The organism is Duganella sp. LjRoot269, assembly GCF_964254095.1.
Taxonomy (GTDB): Bacteria; Pseudomonadota; Gammaproteobacteria; order Burkholderiales; family Burkholderiaceae_D; genus Rugamonas; species Rugamonas hordei.
Window position 1 is genome coordinate 4,645,070 of sequence record NZ_CAXUSL020000001.1, and the last position, 14,064, is coordinate 4,659,133.

The window sequence follows — 14,064 nt, forward strand, 5'->3', positions numbered from 1 at the left end:
AAAAAAATAATGATGGCCACACTGATGGCCGCAGCACTGGCAAATTTGCATGCAGAGGAATTCGTGGTCGGCGCGGAACTGCCGCTGACCGGCACGCTGGCGCGCGTCGGCGCCGGCATGCAGGAAGGCGTGATGGTCGCCGCCGAGGTGTTCAACAAGACAAACAAACACAAGATCAAGATCATCACCGTCGACGACGAATCGGCGCCGGCCAAAGCCGTGGCGGCGGTGGAGAAGCTGGCCAGCCAGGGTGCGGTGGCGATCACCGGCGGCTACGGCTCCAACAATATCTCCCCGGCCTCCGACGCCGCCAACAAGCTGGGCATGGTCTACATGACTTCCGGCGGCGTGGACGACAGCCTGGTCAACAGCGGTCGCAAGAACTTCTTCCGCATCAATAACACCGCCGGTTACGAGCGTGCCGTGCAAGGACTGCTGGCGGACATGGGCGCCAAATCGGTGTCGATTATCTTCTCCACCAAGGAAGCCACGTCCGACCTCGCCACCTCGGTGCAGAAGGTGCTGACGTCCAAGGGCGTCAAGGCCACCACGCATTCCTTCGACCCCGCCATCACCGACTTCAAGCCGATCATCAACAAGATCAAGCTGCAGGACAAATCGGAAGTGATACTGATGGTCGGCTACGAGAACGACTACGTCGGCATCCTGCGCGCGGCACGGGTGCTGAAGCCGCCGGTCAAAGCGATGATCGGCGTGTGGTCGCTGGCGACGCCGAAGATGGCAACCGAATTTCCCGACCTGATGCCGAACGTGTACGGCACCGCGCTGCTGCCCTTCCCCGCCACCTTCGAAACGGCCGACGGCAAGACATTCGCCGACGCCTACAAAACCTTGTACAAGAAAGAGCCGGATTACCTGGGCCAGTTCGGTTACGTGCAGTCGATGCTGCTGTTCGAAGCCATCGCCCGCGCGGCCGACAAGGGCACGGTGAAGAAAGGCGGCGTGGCCGAAGAGCTGCGCAAGACCGACCGCGACACGCTGATCGGCCGCGTGCAGTTTGCCGCCAACGGCGACAATCTCAACTTCGTGCACCGCATGGGCCAGCACCAGGGCAAGAATATCGCCATCGTCTGGCCCAAGGAATCGGCGACGGCCAAGATGGTGTATCCCGGCCTGCCCTGGTAGGCGCGTATGACTGAACTGATACTGCAGGCGCTGTATTCCGGCCTGTTGCAAGGCGGCTCCTACGCGCTGATCGCGCTGGGCCTGGCGCTGGTGTTCGGCACCATGCGGGTCATCAACCTCGCGCACGGCGAGCTGGTGCTGCTGGCCGCGTACATCGCCTACACGGTGGAGTCCAAGCTTGGCCTCAATCCCGCGTGGGCGATACCGGTCGCGCTGGTCGTGGTCAGTGCGACGTCGGCCGGTGTGTACGGCATCGTCAGCCGGATCAGGAAGGACCGCGAGATCAATTCACTGATACTCACCTTCGGCATCGGCGTGATCCTGACCAATCTGATCCTGCTGATCTGGAAGGCCGACGTGCGCTCGACCAGTTCCAGCTGGCTGCAGGAAGCGTTCGTGGTCGGGCCGCTGTACAGCATGCGCAGCGAGCTGATTTTCTTCGTCGTCAGCCTGCTGCTGATGGGCGGCTTGTGGTGGTGGCTGTCGCGCAGCTGGTATGGACGGGCGCTGCGCGCCGTCTCCAGCAACCGCGACGCCGCCAAATTGATGGGCATCGCACCGGGGCGTACAGAACTGGTGTCGTTCATCGTCGCCGGCATGCTGGCCGGATTTGCCGGCGTGGCGCTGTACAGCTATGGAGTGATCCAGCCGGCCTACGGCGGCGCCTTGACGGTCAAAGCCTTCATCATCACGGTGCTGGCGGGCGTCGGTTCGATACCGGGCGTGCTGCTGGGCGCCGTGCTGCTGGGCGTGGCCGAAGCGCTGACCGTCACGCTGGCCAGTTCGGCGCTGCAGGAACTGGCCGGCATGACGCTGTTCCTGCTGGTCCTATTCGTCATGCCGAACGGCCTGCTAGGCGCAACCCGGAGGCGTGGATGACCCCGACCACCCCGTCGTCCTCGCGCAAGCGGGGCCCCATGGAACGCTGGCTAACGCCACTAGCGGGCGCAATGACCTGCATCTCCATCCCCCTGCTGTTCGGCGCCGACAACTACGTCATGAGCCTCATCGTGGCGGCCTTGGTCATCGGCTGCGTCGCCATGTCCTGGGCCTTGCTGGGCAACCTGGGCGGCATGGTCAGCTTCGGCCACAGCGCCTTCTTCGGCATAGGCGCCTACACCTCGGCCATCCTCACTATCAAGTTGGGCGTACCGGTACTCGCCGGCATGGCGCTGGGCGGCCTTGGAGCGCTGCTGGCCGCCATCGTCATGCTGCCGGTGCTCCGCCTGCGCGGCCCCTACTTCGCACTGGCCGTCCTCGCCTACGCCCACATCTTCCGCATCCTCGCCACCGAATGGACTACGCTCACCGGCGGCTCGGGCGGCATCGCCAACATCCCCGTGCTGCCGACGCTCCTCGGCTATGACCTGAGCAGCAAAGCCGGCGCCTATGCCGTGATCCTGTTGATCGTGCTGATATTCGCCGCCGTCTACCGCGCCATCCGCGCCAGCCATTACGGCCTGGCCCTGCGCGCCATGCACGACAGCGAAGACGCCACCCGCGTGGTCGGCGTCAACAGCACACTGCTGAAAGGCCTGATGCTGCTGGTCTCCGCCTTCATGGCCGGCGTGGCGGGCGCCTTCAACGCCCACTACATCAACTTCCTCGAACCGGACTACGCCTTCAATGGCACGTGGGTAACCATCCCCATCGTCGCCGCCATCTTCGGCGGCTACCGCACCATCGCCGGGCCGGTGATCGGCGCGCTGGTGGTGTACCTGCTCGATCAACTGGTATTCAAATCGCTGATCCCGACCGGGCATCAACTGGTATTGGGCGGCCTGCTGGTGGCGATGATCGTTTTCAGCCCCAGCGGACTGCTCTCTCTACTGCGAAGGAAAGATCATGCTGGAGTTGAATAACCTCTCGGTCCGCTTCGGCGGGCTGACGGCGGTCAACGCCGTCACGCTGGCCATCGGCACGCACGACGTGGTCGGTCTGGTCGGCCCCAACGGCGCCGGCAAGACCACGCTGTTCAACGCCATCTCCGGCCTGGTGCGGCCGACCGGCGGAAGCATCCACTTCGACCGCCGCGACGTCATGCGCACGCCCATGTACCGCCGCGCGCGGCTCGGCATCGGCCGCACTTTCCAGATTCCACAGCCGATGCACGAACTGACGGTGCGCGAAAACCTGGTGGTCGCGCAGCGCTTCGGCACCGGCAAGGTCGACGACGACAAGATCGCCGAGATCCTGGAATTCACCAGCCTGACTGACAAGGCGCACCGCGACGCCGCCACCGAACTGGCGCTGACCGAGCTGAAGGCGCTGGAAGTAGCCAAGGCGCTGGCCACCACGCCCAAGCTGCTGTTGCTGGACGAAGTGCTGGCCGGCCTGGAGACCAACGGCAAGCGGCGCTTCATGAGCATGCTGAAGGAGATGCACGAGCGTTTCGGCGTCGGCATCGTCATCATCGAGCACGACATCGAGACCATCAACACACTGTGCCAGCGCGTGGTGGTGCTCAACTTCGGCCAACTGATCGCGGACGGCACGCCGGAAGCGGTGTTCAACGATCCGGAAGTCATCCGCAGCTACACGGGAGCGGCGCATGCTTGAAGTGGACCAGGTACGCGCAGGCTACGGCGCCATCAACGTGCTGTGGGACGTGTCGCTGAAGGCGGAAGCGGGCAAGCTCACGACCATCATCGGGCCGAACGGCGCTGGCAAGACCACGCTGCTGCGCGCGATCATGGGACTGGTGCCGGTGACCGCCGGCGAGATCCGCCTGAACGGCCAACGCCTGAACGGTACGCCGACATGGGAGATGGCGGACCACGGCATCGCCATGATCCCCGAAGGCCGTATGGTCTTCCGAGACATGAGCGTGGAAGAAAACCTGATCATGGGCGCCTTCCACAAATCGCACCGCCCGCATGTGAAGCGGCGGCTGGAAGAAGCCTTTGAGATGTTCCCCCGCCTGCGCGAACGCCGTGTGCAACTGGCTGGATCGCTGTCCGGCGGAGAAGCGCAAATGCTGGCGATGGCGCGGGGATTGATGTCCAATCCAAGGCTTCTGATTATCGACGAACCGTCGCTCGGTTTGGCCCCGCTGGTGGTCAACGAACTCTTCGAAATCCTGGTCCGCTTGAAAGGTACCGGCCGCACTATCATTCTTGTTGAACAAAATACGGCACGAGCTATTGGCGTCGCGGATCAGGTCAATCTCGTGCAAAGCGGGAAGGTAGCACTTACCCAAGCCGCCACCAAGATCGATCTGGAGGAACTGCATACGCTCTATTTTGGTCGCTGAAATTTCGTTTTTTAGTTGTACTAGCTAAGATTTGATCGAACACGGGGCGCCGGTTGGGCGGCAGCTTCCGCCTGCGGATTCAACCGGTCGTTGCAACTGCGTGAGCGTATGTGCAATGTCATTGATTTAAGGACTACTCTATAATGAGAATTTATCATGTAGAAATCAGCACAGAATGCGTGGATCTGAATTTGCCGAACTAAAAGCATTTGTCGCGGTCGTCGAGCGCCAGAGTTTCGCACGAGCAGCAGAACACCTTGGCATGTCGCCTTCAGCGCTCAGCCAGACCATTCGCCAGCTGGAAAGCCGCATTGGCAGCCGCCTTCTCAATCGCACCACCCGCAGCGTCGCGCCGTCGGCCAGCGGCGAGCAGCTGTATCACCGTTTGGCCCCTTTGTTCCGGGAAATGGACGTGGCAGTTGCCGAAGCCAGCGAGGCCGCAGGGCAGATGAGTGGTACGCTGCGCATCAACACGCTTGGGATCGGCGCCCGGACGATCATTGCGCCGCGCCTTGCACGCTTCCATCAAGCCCACCCTGATGTCGTGCTCGATATCGTGGTTGACGATGCGCTGGCCGATATCGTCACCGGCCGCTTCGATGCAGGCATCCGCGTGGGTGGGCAGCTCGAGAAGGACATGGTCGCTATCCGCCTGACGCCGGACATGAACATGGTCGCGGTGGCGTCCCCGGACTACCTCGCGCGTCACGGCACGCCCAAGTCACCCGCCGATCTGCACCAGCATGCCTGTATCAATTGGCGGCTGCAGATGGAAGGCAGGCATTATCGATGGGAGTTCAAGAAACGTGAGCAGAGCATCGAAGTCGCGGTCGATGGGCCGGTCGTCACCAATCACGCCGACATCGGCATTGCCGCCGCGTTGAATGGACTTGGGATTGCCTATCACTTCGAGCAGGATGGCGTGGGCGAGCTACTGGCGCAGGGGCGGCTGGCCCAAGTACTTGCCGACTGGTCGATCACGCGGCCCGGGCTTTTCCTGTATTACCCGAACAGGCGGCATCGACCCGCCCTCCTCAGTGCCTTCATCGACTGCCTGCTGGATCGAAGACCCTTCGACCAACCCTGACCAAGTGCTTCGCCGACGGCGGGCCGGTCGCTGCATTATGCATGCGCCTCTACATAACCCATACAAATTCTAGCATATTCCCTAATCAAACGGCAGCGTGCATCATAGAGCTTCAGTCACCACTTGGAGCCAACAACATGCATACCATGACGCTTCCCGCCCCCATTGTGAAATACTTCGCGTCCGAACACAACCCTGAAGCGTTGGCACAGTGCTTCAAGGCGGATGCCATCCTGAAGGACGACGGCCACAGCTACGAAGGCGTCGAGGCCATCACGGCCTTCCTGGCTGCGGCATCGGTCAAGTACAACGCGACGACCGTGCCGTTCGACATGAAAGACGACGACAGCTTCCACGTCGTGCTCGCCAAGGTCACCGGCAACTTCCCCGGCAGCCCGGCCAACCTGTCCTACCGCTTCGGCCTCGATCGTGGCCTGATCGACTCGCTGGAGATCAACGTATGAGCTTCGACCTCGAATTGAAAGGCAAGCGCGCCCTGGTCACTGGCGGCACCAAGGGTCTGGGCGCCGCCCTGGTCAAGAGCTTGCAGGATGCCGGAGTGGAGGTGATGACGTCGGCACGCTCCGCCCCGGAAAAGCCGGTGCAGGGTGTGACCTACGTAACGACCGACTTGTCGACTGCTGAAGGCGTGGCCAAGCTGGTCCGTGCGGTCGAGGAGCGCTGGGGCAGCGTCGACATCCTGATCAACAGCCTCGGCGGTTCGACCGCTCCGGTCGGTGGTTTCGCGGTCCTCGACGACGGCGTCTGGTTCGATGAACTGAACCTCAACTTCATGTCTGCGGTGCGCCTGGATCGTGCACTGGTGCCGCGCATGCTGGCAAAGGGCGCAGGCGTCGTACTGCACGTGATCTCGATCCAGCACATCCTTCCGCTGTGGACATCGACGACCGCTTACGCTGCGGCCAAGGGTGCCCTCTCGACCTACAGCAAAGCCCTGTCGAAGGAAGTGACGCCGAAGGGTGTGCGCGTCTTGAGCGTCTCGCCGGGCTGGATCGAGACCGAGGCGTCGGTTGCGTTCGCCGAGCGCATGGCGCGCGAACACGACACGGACTACGAGGGTGGCAAGAAACTAATCATGGACTGGCTCGGCGGAATTGCCATCGGCCGCCCAGCCAAGCCGCAGGAGGTGGCGGATTTCATTACCTTCCTCGTGTCGCCACGCGCCGCATCGATAGCAGGCTCGGAACATGTGATCGATGGCGGAACGGTCCCGACCGTATAGTCATCAACTTTGCAGTAGCGTGATGCCTTGTACGACGTGTCACAAGGCCGTGCGTAAATGTCCTGCGACACACTCACTTGACTTGCGCCTGATCAGGCGCAAGTTGCCATTGCACGAGCGGTAATCATTCTCGCGAAATCTGAAGAATGCCATGCCCTCATCCAGTCCGTCAGTGTTTCCTGAAGAGCCGCACAGGCAGTACGTTGGGTACCTTTCCTGTACTACGCCGGGAACGTCGGTATATGGACTCCTCCTCGTTTGCAAACATTCCGTCTTTGACTTTCAGGTACGACTGCTCACGTATATTCGGTCTCTAACTGCTTTGCCCGTCATCGGGCAAGGACCATAATGGGCTATTCGCGCGCTGGCTCCCAATTGCTTCTTCGGGCTCGGAGGCCGCAGACGTTGTCGGGTTCTGCCAGCGCCGGTTCGACCTGTTGGCCATCATCGGCATGTTTCGCAATCGTGGTTGGATACTCCTTTTTACGTACTGACTGCTCTACTGTTTAAACTGCTACTGCCCCGGGCTGGTAACCAGTGCCCTTGGTCATCATCGCCCAGGCGATACGCGCCGTCTTGTTGGCCAGCGCGACCGCGGCGATGTTGTGATGCCTTGTCTGCGCGATGTGCGTTACCCAGCGACTCATCCGATCATTCTTGCTGGCCGCCGTTCGTAACACTGAACGGGCCCCATGAATCAACAGCGTTCGTAGCTGTGCGTCGCCTCGCTTCGTAATACCCCACAATCGTTCTTTGCCGCCTGAGCTGTTTTGCCTTGGCGTCAGCCCCAGCGATGCCGCCATCTGCCTGCCACTGCTAAACTGCTTTGCGTCGCCGACGTTGGCCACAATCGCGGTCGCGATGATCGGGCCGACGCCGCGCAACTGCTGCAACCTGGGGGCGACCGGATCGGTGGCCGCCGCAATTTCTATTTCCTGATCCAGTTCCTTGACCCGGAGTTCCAGGTTCAGCAGATCGAGCCACAAGCCGCGCAGCATCCGACGGAAACGTAACGTCAATCCATTTTCCAGATCGTCCAGCCAACAAGGAATGGCGGCTCTCAGCTGTATCATTTCCCTTGGCGCCACCAGGCCATACTCACTACACAGGCCTCGGATCTGGTTGCCCTTCGCGGTGCGCTGGCTGCACAACTCTGCCCTGATGCGGTGTATCGCCTGCAGGTCTTGCTGCTCGACCGATTTGACCGCGACGAAACGCATGCTCGGGCGGCTCATCGCCTCGCAAATCGCCTCCGCATCATTCGCGTCGTTCTTGTTGCTCTTCACGTACGGTTTGACGAACTGCGGCGCGATGAGCTTCACCGTGAAGCCGCGTTTCTGCAATTGCCGGGCCCAATGATGCGCGCCGCCGCAAGCTTCCATACCGATCTCGCAGCCGGGTTCAATCTTCTCCAGCAACGCCGCCAGCCATTCCGCCCGGCCCAGCTTCTTGCGCCATACAACCTTTTCGCAACGATCAACCCCGTGCACTTGAAAGACACTCTTGGCGAGATCGACGCCGACGCGGATAATCTTCATGGTGGACTCCTTCTCTCAACTGGTTGTGTCGAAACTCCAGTTTAGGCGCATCGACGCCGATAGGTGAGGAGGAGTCCATCCCATTGCTTCTGGCCGATTGTACCTATTCACGCCGTCTGCACCACCCTACCGTTATTCTTTCTTTTTCATCAGACCGGCCAATGAGGCGAACGGATTATGCGTTGCCGGCGCGACCTCGGCCGATTTCAGACCAAGTCCCCGGTCGGCCTCAAGATAACGCGAGTGTTCGTTATCGTGGCAGTAAAGGCACAGCAATTCCCAATTGCTGCCATCAGGCGGATTGTTGTCGTGATTGTGGTCACGATGATGCACTGTAAGTTGCGACACATTGGTGTGCGTGAATTCTCGCATGCAGCGCCCACACACCCACGGATACATTTTCAGCGAGCGCTCGCGATAGCCCAACTCGCGCTGGTCGGCCGCGCGCCGTGCGTCGGCCACAATTTTGTCCAGCCGCGCGGCATCCGGCTTTTTTCCAACGGTCATGCTTATTTCCTTCCCTTGCTGTTACATATTGGCCGGCAGCGCCCACCGTCGGCCGGCTCGGTCGCTGGCGCCCCGTTGCGGACAGTGAGCCCTACCGTCAAAAGTCGGCAAATTTTGCCCAAATCATGCCGAAATACCCAAGCACAGCACCAATGAGGCTTGCGAGCGCAATGCCTTCAAGCGGCCAGCGCCACAAAGCGGACAATATTAACGAGGCTATGACTCCGAATGACATCCGACCAATTGCACTGGACTTGATCTTTAAGTCGGATTCCGGATCGAAAGCGTATATCCCCCCGAGTAAGAATCCGAAACAGCCGAAGGAACCTGCCCCAAGTACCGTGCGTCGCCACGTTATGTCCGTCCATGGTGCTGCATATGATAGCGCTGCGGCAGCGCTTATCACCGCAAAAAAGACTGCCAGGATAATTGCTTTATGCAATGTGTTCATGATCGGACAGTGCGAAAAAGTGCTTTGAGGAGCTGGTCAACGTCCGGAAATGGCCGGTAGCGAGGCTTCAGAACTCTAACTTATCTGACAATTCGTATCAGGTAAAGTCTGAGCTAGTAAATTTTAGTCAATCAACCGAATCCGTCCGGAGAACTCTTCACTCTTGTCTGTCGTGCGAGCCTTTATGGTGATGTGCGCTTTCTGACGCAACGATTCAAAATCGCCCTGCCCAGCCAGCGCGCCGATATCGTATAAATAGCGGTCCAGATAACCTGAAGCCAGCAACCGCCAATCCATCGGCAACCCGGGATCGATACGTCGCGCCATCTCGAAGACGATGGTGGTGCAGTTGGCGGTCAGGGTATTGTAAAAACGCGGGGCGCGCTTGAGTTGCGCGCCTTCGTCCAGATACCCAATAAACAGCGAACGCATCATCTCCGGTGGCATCTTCAGCCGGTACAGCCACATGTCCTCGCCGCGCACGTTGGTGCGCACGCGCAGGATGTCGCGTTCGTCGGCGGCGATCAGCACGGTCTCGTATTTCTTGAAAAATCCCGCCAGGCCGTCGAAACTCTCGCCGCGCTCCTTGCGAATCTCAATCGAAAACGTCAGGTAGCGCCCGTCCGCAAAGCCGAACGAGACCAGCGTGTGCGCGATGACCGGGCCCATCCAGTACGACATCGCCAGGTCCACCGAGCGCAGCTTGCCCAGATCGTAGCTGCGCGCTTCCCAGCGCTGCGTGTAGTCGGTATCGCTGCGCCAATCGAAGTTGCGCACCTGGTCCAGCGTGACGATGCTGCCGTCCACCTTGCCGGTCACCATGCGCGACACATCGTCAGCCCAAATGCGCTCATGCGACGGCTTGATCGTGCTCCACCACGCCATCAACGCGCAGATCGCGACCAGCCACGGCAGCAGCGGCTTGATACGCCACATCATCCACCAGCGCACCAGCGTGATGAGGCTGAACGCCGCCCACAGCGCAGGCATGGCCTTCCGCACCAGCGGCCCGCCCGGCACCTGGAACCACAGCGCGAAGCCGCCCCAGACCGCCAACAACACAAACAGCAACGAACCGGAGATCATGCCGGCCAGGATCAGGTAGCGATTTTTCATGCCCCGATTATGGGGCTTAATCCTCTTTGTCGTCGACTCCGCTTGCACAGCCGATCTGGACGCATATCAGTTTTACTGCAATACTCAGCACGACGCCGATGACACCGATCAATTCCAACATGGCTGGCTCCGTGAATGAAGAGGGGACGCTTCACTTTATCCTTGTCGCCGGATACGATCCAATATCAAATACGGCACTCAACCATCTCGAAACGGCATAACGGTGATTTCACTTAAGCAGTTTAAATATTTTGTAGAGATCGTCGAGGCCGGCAGCTATTCCCGCGCGGCGGAAAAACTGTACATCGCGCAGTCCGCATTGAGCCGGCAGATCAAGGAGCTGGAAGATGAGCTGCAAACGCAGCTGCTGACCCGCGACTCGCGCCAGTTCGAGCTGACCTCCGCCGGCCAGGTATTCTTCGATCGCGCCAAGCGCATCCTGGACGACATCGAAGCCACGGTGATACAGACCCGCCACGTCGGCCAGGGCGTGCAGGGCGTGATCCGCCTGCAGCATTCCAGCTCGGTGATCCTGACGCCGCAGTTCACCGGCGCGCTGAGTCAGCTGCTCGACGAATTTACCGGCGTGACGCTGGACGTCTCGATGCTGCCATCGGAAAACCAGACGCTGGAAATCGAGGAAGGCCGCGCCGATATCGGCCTGTTGCGCCTGCCCACCTTGCGCCGCCATCCGCACATCCACGTCCGCGAAATTTCCACCGAGCGGCTGATGGTGGCGGTGTCGCAGCACTCGCCGCTGGCGGCGCTCGACAACGTCGACCTGGCCAGCCTGAGCAACGAGGCCTTCATCTCGATCCCGCACAAGGACCGGGGCGGCCTGAGCTATCTGGTGGCCGACCTGTGCCTGGAACAGGGTTTCTTTCCCAAGCCGGCGCGCGCGCTGTCGCGCAAGTCTTCGCAGCTGAACCTGATCGAAGCCAATCTCGGCATCGCCATCGTCCCCGAATGCATGCGGCTGACGGCGCCGGCCGGCGTGCGCTTCATCCCGCTCGACCATGGCCAGCTGCACACCACCGTCGGCCTTGCCTGCCGGCGCGAGGCCGATCCGCTGGTGGCAGCCTTCGCCGACGCGCTGGTGCTGAAACTGGCGCCGGCCGGCTAGTCTTTTTTCTCCAGTACTGTAATGGTGCCGTCGGCCTCCAGGAAAATGCAGCGGGCGTCGGACAATTCGACATCGGCCTCGCGCAAGGCTTCGTCGACGTCGCCCTCGGCGATGCGGCATTTCTTCAAGACGTCCTTGAATACCTTGCCGTCCCGGCCCAGCAGCACGCACTCGCCGTCGATGAGCGCCGCGATTTTCCGGCTGCGCGACGTCACGTACGCTATGCTGATATTCAGCAGGATCAAGGTACAGGCGATCAGCAATCCACCCGCCACCGAATCGTCGCCGCCGGACAGGGAATTGGAGACCGACTCGCTGAGCAGCATGACGACCAGCAGATCGAACGGCGTGAACTGCCCCACGGTGCGCTTGCCGGAAATCCGCACCAGCACCAGCAGCGCGCAATAAACAATTACTCCGCGCAGGATGAACTCCCACCACGGCAAGCTCATGTCGAACATGCGGGCCTCCTGAAAAGACTACACCCTATGTTCGTCCCGGGATGACGTATGTACGCGTTCTAACGATGGCTAAAATGAAGACGGCCGCGCGGTGGACGTGCGAATTTCCAACAATAAATCATAAAAGGCCGCTATTCGTACAGATAAGTTCGCTAGCGCACAAATCCCCCGCGTACTTCCAGCCTATTCTGGAGACAACAACCGAGGAGCATATGATGGCAGAGTGGATTATCGATCGCAGCGGTGCGCCCGTACTGATACAGGACGAGCACTGTTTCCGCAGCCCGCGCGGGGAAGTCGTGTCCTGGTTGTTCGGCAACGGGGTGTATGCCATCAACGGCGATCATATCGGCTGGTTCGAGATCAGCACCTTGTACGATGTCCATAACCGCATCGTCGGCATGCTGCAGCACACCTGCGCCCCGCTGCCTGCGGACCGGTTGCCGCCGCCGATGCCGGAATTTTCGCGCCGCCCTCACGTGCCGCGGCTCAAGGTACGGCATAGCCGCCCGCCGGTTACCGTGCAGCCCGCCTCTAAGCCGCACTCCCGCTCATATGCCGGCCCCTCGATGCTGCACGCAAGCTGTTAAAAAACGGCGGCTCCGGGCCGCCACCCTCCTCGTTACGGACGCAGCACGATTTTGCGGCAGGCGTCATCCTTCTTATCGAACATCTTGTAGCCGTCGGCGGCCTTGCGCCGGTACTGATGCCCGAGTTCGCCTTGCCTACACGAGCGCGGGCGTGCCTCCTACAGCCGGTTTTTGATAAGCCATCTATGCTTCATTCATGGCCATGCGCTTGCCATCGTTTAAAAGCGCCTCTCCCCATCGGAGCACATCATGAGCAAACCCACCCAGGCCGGCAAAAACGGCGGCAACAGCAGCGTGCAGGAAGCCAAGGGCGCGAAATCTTCGTCGGCCGGCAACAGCGGCGGCGGCGCCAAAGGCAACAGCCAGTCGGTTGCGTCCGGCGGCAAGGCCTCGTCCAGCACCTCCGGCGCCAAACAGGGCGGCGGCGCGAAATCCAGGTAGGGCCGGAAGCGGCGCCCGGCGCCTGGTCCGCCGGCGCCGCAGCCCGCTAAGCGGGCGACAACAGAACGCCACCTATGGCACACTTCGCCATACCAATCAACACTAGGGGTGCGCATGAGCGCAGGGCCAGACGATCAAGAACCGCAGCAGAATACCCCGCACCGACGCAGCGGCGACCAGGGCGATCGCCGCAAACAAGCCCGCAAGGATTACCAGGACACCGGCACGCCGCGCTACCTGGATCCGGGCGATACCGTCTTCAGCCTGTGGGGCCGCGTCATCATGGCGCGCTATCGCCGCATCGCGGCGGCGGCCACGCGACACATCATCCAGAGGCCGCTGCACATCGGCGTGTCGGCGCGGATCTTTCACCCGGAGCCGGGAGCGACCGGCCTGCGCAGCAAGAACCTGCAGTATCTCGAGGAATCCATCGCGCAGTGGGTGATGTCGCGCGACGTGCTGGTGTTCATGATCCCGACCGTCAATACCGACGGTCTTCTCCACCCCTCCAACATCCGCCTGCGCGACTACGCCCGCCACCTCGACGGCCTGGTGCTGCAGGGCGGCGCCGACGTCTCGCCGCAGAGCTACTCGGAAACGCCGACCCGGCCGGAATGGGGCGGCGACCGCGCGCGCGACATGTACGAGCTGGAACTGCTGCATGAGTTCATCGAGGCCGGCAAGCCGGTGCTGGGCATCTGCCGCGGCTGCCAGCTGATCAACGTGGCCTTCGGTGGCACGCTGTACCAGGACATCGCCTCCGACGTGCCCGATTCGCTGGCCCACGTCAACGATGCCTACGACCGCAACCGCCACGACATCAGCTTTCCGGCCGGCTCCTCGCTGGCCAAGCTATTCCGGGGCAAGAGCAGCGGGACCGTCAACTCCATCCACCACCAGGCCGTCAAGACGCTGGGGCGCGACATGTCGGTCGAGGCGCTGTCGGTGCCGGACAATATGGTCGAGGCGATCCGCTACCGCAAGGCGCCCTTCGTCATGGGCCTGCAATGGCATCCTGAGTTCCACCGCGCCGGCGGCGTCGAACTGCTCGACTGCACCGCCATCCTCGACAACTTCCTGCGCGTCGCGCGCGAGACGCGGTTCTAGA

Annotated in this window: 17 protein-coding genes; 12 read left to right on the forward strand and 5 right to left on the reverse strand. The window is 61.3% G+C overall.

The genetic code is table 11. The annotated features are described in order from the left end of the window. Nucleotides 1–9 precede the first annotated feature (9 nt). The 8 genes from ACSQ3S_RS20800 to ACSQ3S_RS20835 all read left to right on the forward strand — a co-directional run bounded on the left by ACSQ3S_RS20800 (nt 10) and on the right by ACSQ3S_RS20835 (nt 6,729). Complete coding sequence (locus ACSQ3S_RS20800; protein WP_436145057.1) at nt 10–1,146, forward strand: ABC transporter substrate-binding protein; 1,137 nt, start codon at nt 10–12, stop codon at nt 1,144–1,146. 6 nt (nt 1,147–1,152) lie between these two features. Further along, nucleotides 1,153–2,025, forward strand: a complete 873-nt coding sequence (locus ACSQ3S_RS20805; protein WP_353403724.1) for a branched-chain amino acid ABC transporter permease — start codon at nt 1,153–1,155, stop codon at nt 2,023–2,025. After that, nucleotides 2,022–3,008 carry a branched-chain amino acid ABC transporter permease gene (locus ACSQ3S_RS20810; protein ID WP_436143609.1) on the forward strand — a complete coding sequence of 329 codons (987 nt, stop codon included), beginning with the start codon at nt 2,022–2,024 and terminating at the stop codon, nt 3,006–3,008. Before ACSQ3S_RS20805 ends, ACSQ3S_RS20810 begins: the two co-directional genes overlap by 4 nt. Continuing rightward, complete coding sequence (locus ACSQ3S_RS20815) at nt 2,992–3,705, forward strand: ABC transporter ATP-binding protein (protein WP_436143610.1); 714 nt, start codon at nt 2,992–2,994, stop codon at nt 3,703–3,705. Before ACSQ3S_RS20810 ends, ACSQ3S_RS20815 begins: the two co-directional genes overlap by 17 nt. Continuing rightward, a complete protein-coding gene (locus ACSQ3S_RS20820; RefSeq protein ID WP_436143611.1) occupies nt 3,698–4,399 on the forward strand; it encodes an ABC transporter ATP-binding protein in 702 nt (233 codons plus the stop codon). The genes ACSQ3S_RS20815 and ACSQ3S_RS20820 overlap by 8 nt, the downstream gene beginning before the upstream one ends. A 175-nt stretch (nt 4,400–4,574) precedes the next feature. Continuing rightward, a complete protein-coding gene (locus ACSQ3S_RS20825; protein WP_436143612.1) occupies nt 4,575–5,486 on the forward strand; it encodes a LysR family transcriptional regulator in 912 nt (303 codons plus the stop codon). 137 nt (nt 5,487–5,623) lie between these two features. Next, the gene (locus ACSQ3S_RS20830) at nt 5,624–5,950 is read left to right on the forward strand and encodes a nuclear transport factor 2 family protein (RefSeq protein ID WP_436143613.1); all 327 of its coding nucleotides are present in this window, start codon (nt 5,624–5,626) and stop codon (nt 5,948–5,950) included. Next, complete coding sequence (locus ACSQ3S_RS20835; protein ID WP_436143614.1) at nt 5,947–6,729, forward strand: SDR family oxidoreductase; 783 nt, start codon at nt 5,947–5,949, stop codon at nt 6,727–6,729. The genes ACSQ3S_RS20830 and ACSQ3S_RS20835 overlap by 4 nt, the downstream gene beginning before the upstream one ends. Nucleotides 6,730–7,235: 506 nt before the next feature. Here the strand turns inward: ACSQ3S_RS20835 and ACSQ3S_RS20840 are convergent. The 4 genes from ACSQ3S_RS20840 to ACSQ3S_RS20855 all read right to left on the reverse strand — a co-directional run bounded on the left by ACSQ3S_RS20840 (nt 7,236) and on the right by ACSQ3S_RS20855 (nt 10,341). Further along, on the reverse strand, nt 7,236–8,267 hold the full coding sequence (locus ACSQ3S_RS20840) for an IS110 family transposase (RefSeq protein ID WP_436143615.1): 1,032 nt from the start codon (nt 8,265–8,267) through the stop codon (nt 7,236–7,238). A gap of 132 nt (nt 8,268–8,399) precedes the next feature. After that, on the reverse strand, nt 8,400–8,774 hold the full coding sequence (locus ACSQ3S_RS20845) for a YajD family HNH nuclease (protein ID WP_176651415.1): 375 nt from the start codon (nt 8,772–8,774) through the stop codon (nt 8,400–8,402). 97 nt (nt 8,775–8,871) lie between these two features. Then, nucleotides 8,872–9,225, reverse strand: coding sequence for a hypothetical protein (locus ACSQ3S_RS20850; RefSeq protein WP_436143616.1), 354 nt, complete (start codon nt 9,223–9,225; stop codon nt 8,872–8,874). Nucleotides 9,226–9,348: 123 nt separating this feature from the next. Continuing rightward, on the reverse strand, nt 9,349–10,341 hold the full coding sequence (locus tag ACSQ3S_RS20855; RefSeq protein WP_436143617.1) for a lipoprotein N-acyltransferase Lnb domain-containing protein: 993 nt from the start codon (nt 10,339–10,341) through the stop codon (nt 9,349–9,351). Nucleotides 10,342–10,564: 223 nt separating this feature from the next. Between ACSQ3S_RS20855 and ACSQ3S_RS20860 the strand changes: the two genes are divergently transcribed. Further along, nucleotides 10,565–11,464: a LysR family transcriptional regulator gene (locus ACSQ3S_RS20860; protein WP_436143618.1), complete on the forward strand. Its 900-nt coding sequence runs from the start codon at nt 10,565–10,567 to the stop codon at nt 11,462–11,464. On the opposite strand, the gene ACSQ3S_RS20865 is transcribed toward ACSQ3S_RS20860, so the two are convergent. Then, nucleotides 11,461–11,925 (reverse strand): YetF domain-containing protein, encoded by a 465-nt coding sequence (locus tag ACSQ3S_RS20865; RefSeq protein ID WP_176651419.1) that lies wholly within the window; start codon nt 11,923–11,925, stop codon nt 11,461–11,463. The genes ACSQ3S_RS20860 and ACSQ3S_RS20865 overlap by 4 nt on opposite strands. A 212-nt stretch (nt 11,926–12,137) precedes the next feature. Between ACSQ3S_RS20865 and ACSQ3S_RS20870 the strand changes: the two genes are divergently transcribed. The 3 genes from ACSQ3S_RS20870 (at nt 12,138) to ACSQ3S_RS20880 (ending at nt 14,063) form a co-directional block, all read left to right on the forward strand. Continuing rightward, the gene (locus ACSQ3S_RS20870) at nt 12,138–12,515 is read left to right on the forward strand and encodes a 4-fold beta flower protein (RefSeq protein WP_436143619.1); all 378 of its coding nucleotides are present in this window, start codon (nt 12,138–12,140) and stop codon (nt 12,513–12,515) included. Nucleotides 12,516–12,764: 249 nt separating this feature from the next. Further along, entirely contained in the window at nt 12,765–12,956 is a 192-nt protein-coding gene (locus ACSQ3S_RS20875) for a hypothetical protein (RefSeq protein ID WP_436143620.1), read from the forward strand. Nucleotides 12,957–13,070: 114 nt separating this feature from the next. Further along, the gene (locus tag ACSQ3S_RS20880; RefSeq protein ID WP_176651422.1) at nt 13,071–14,063 is read left to right on the forward strand and encodes a gamma-glutamyl-gamma-aminobutyrate hydrolase family protein; all 993 of its coding nucleotides are present in this window, start codon (nt 13,071–13,073) and stop codon (nt 14,061–14,063) included. The last annotated feature ends 1 nt before the right edge of the window (nt 14,064 follow it).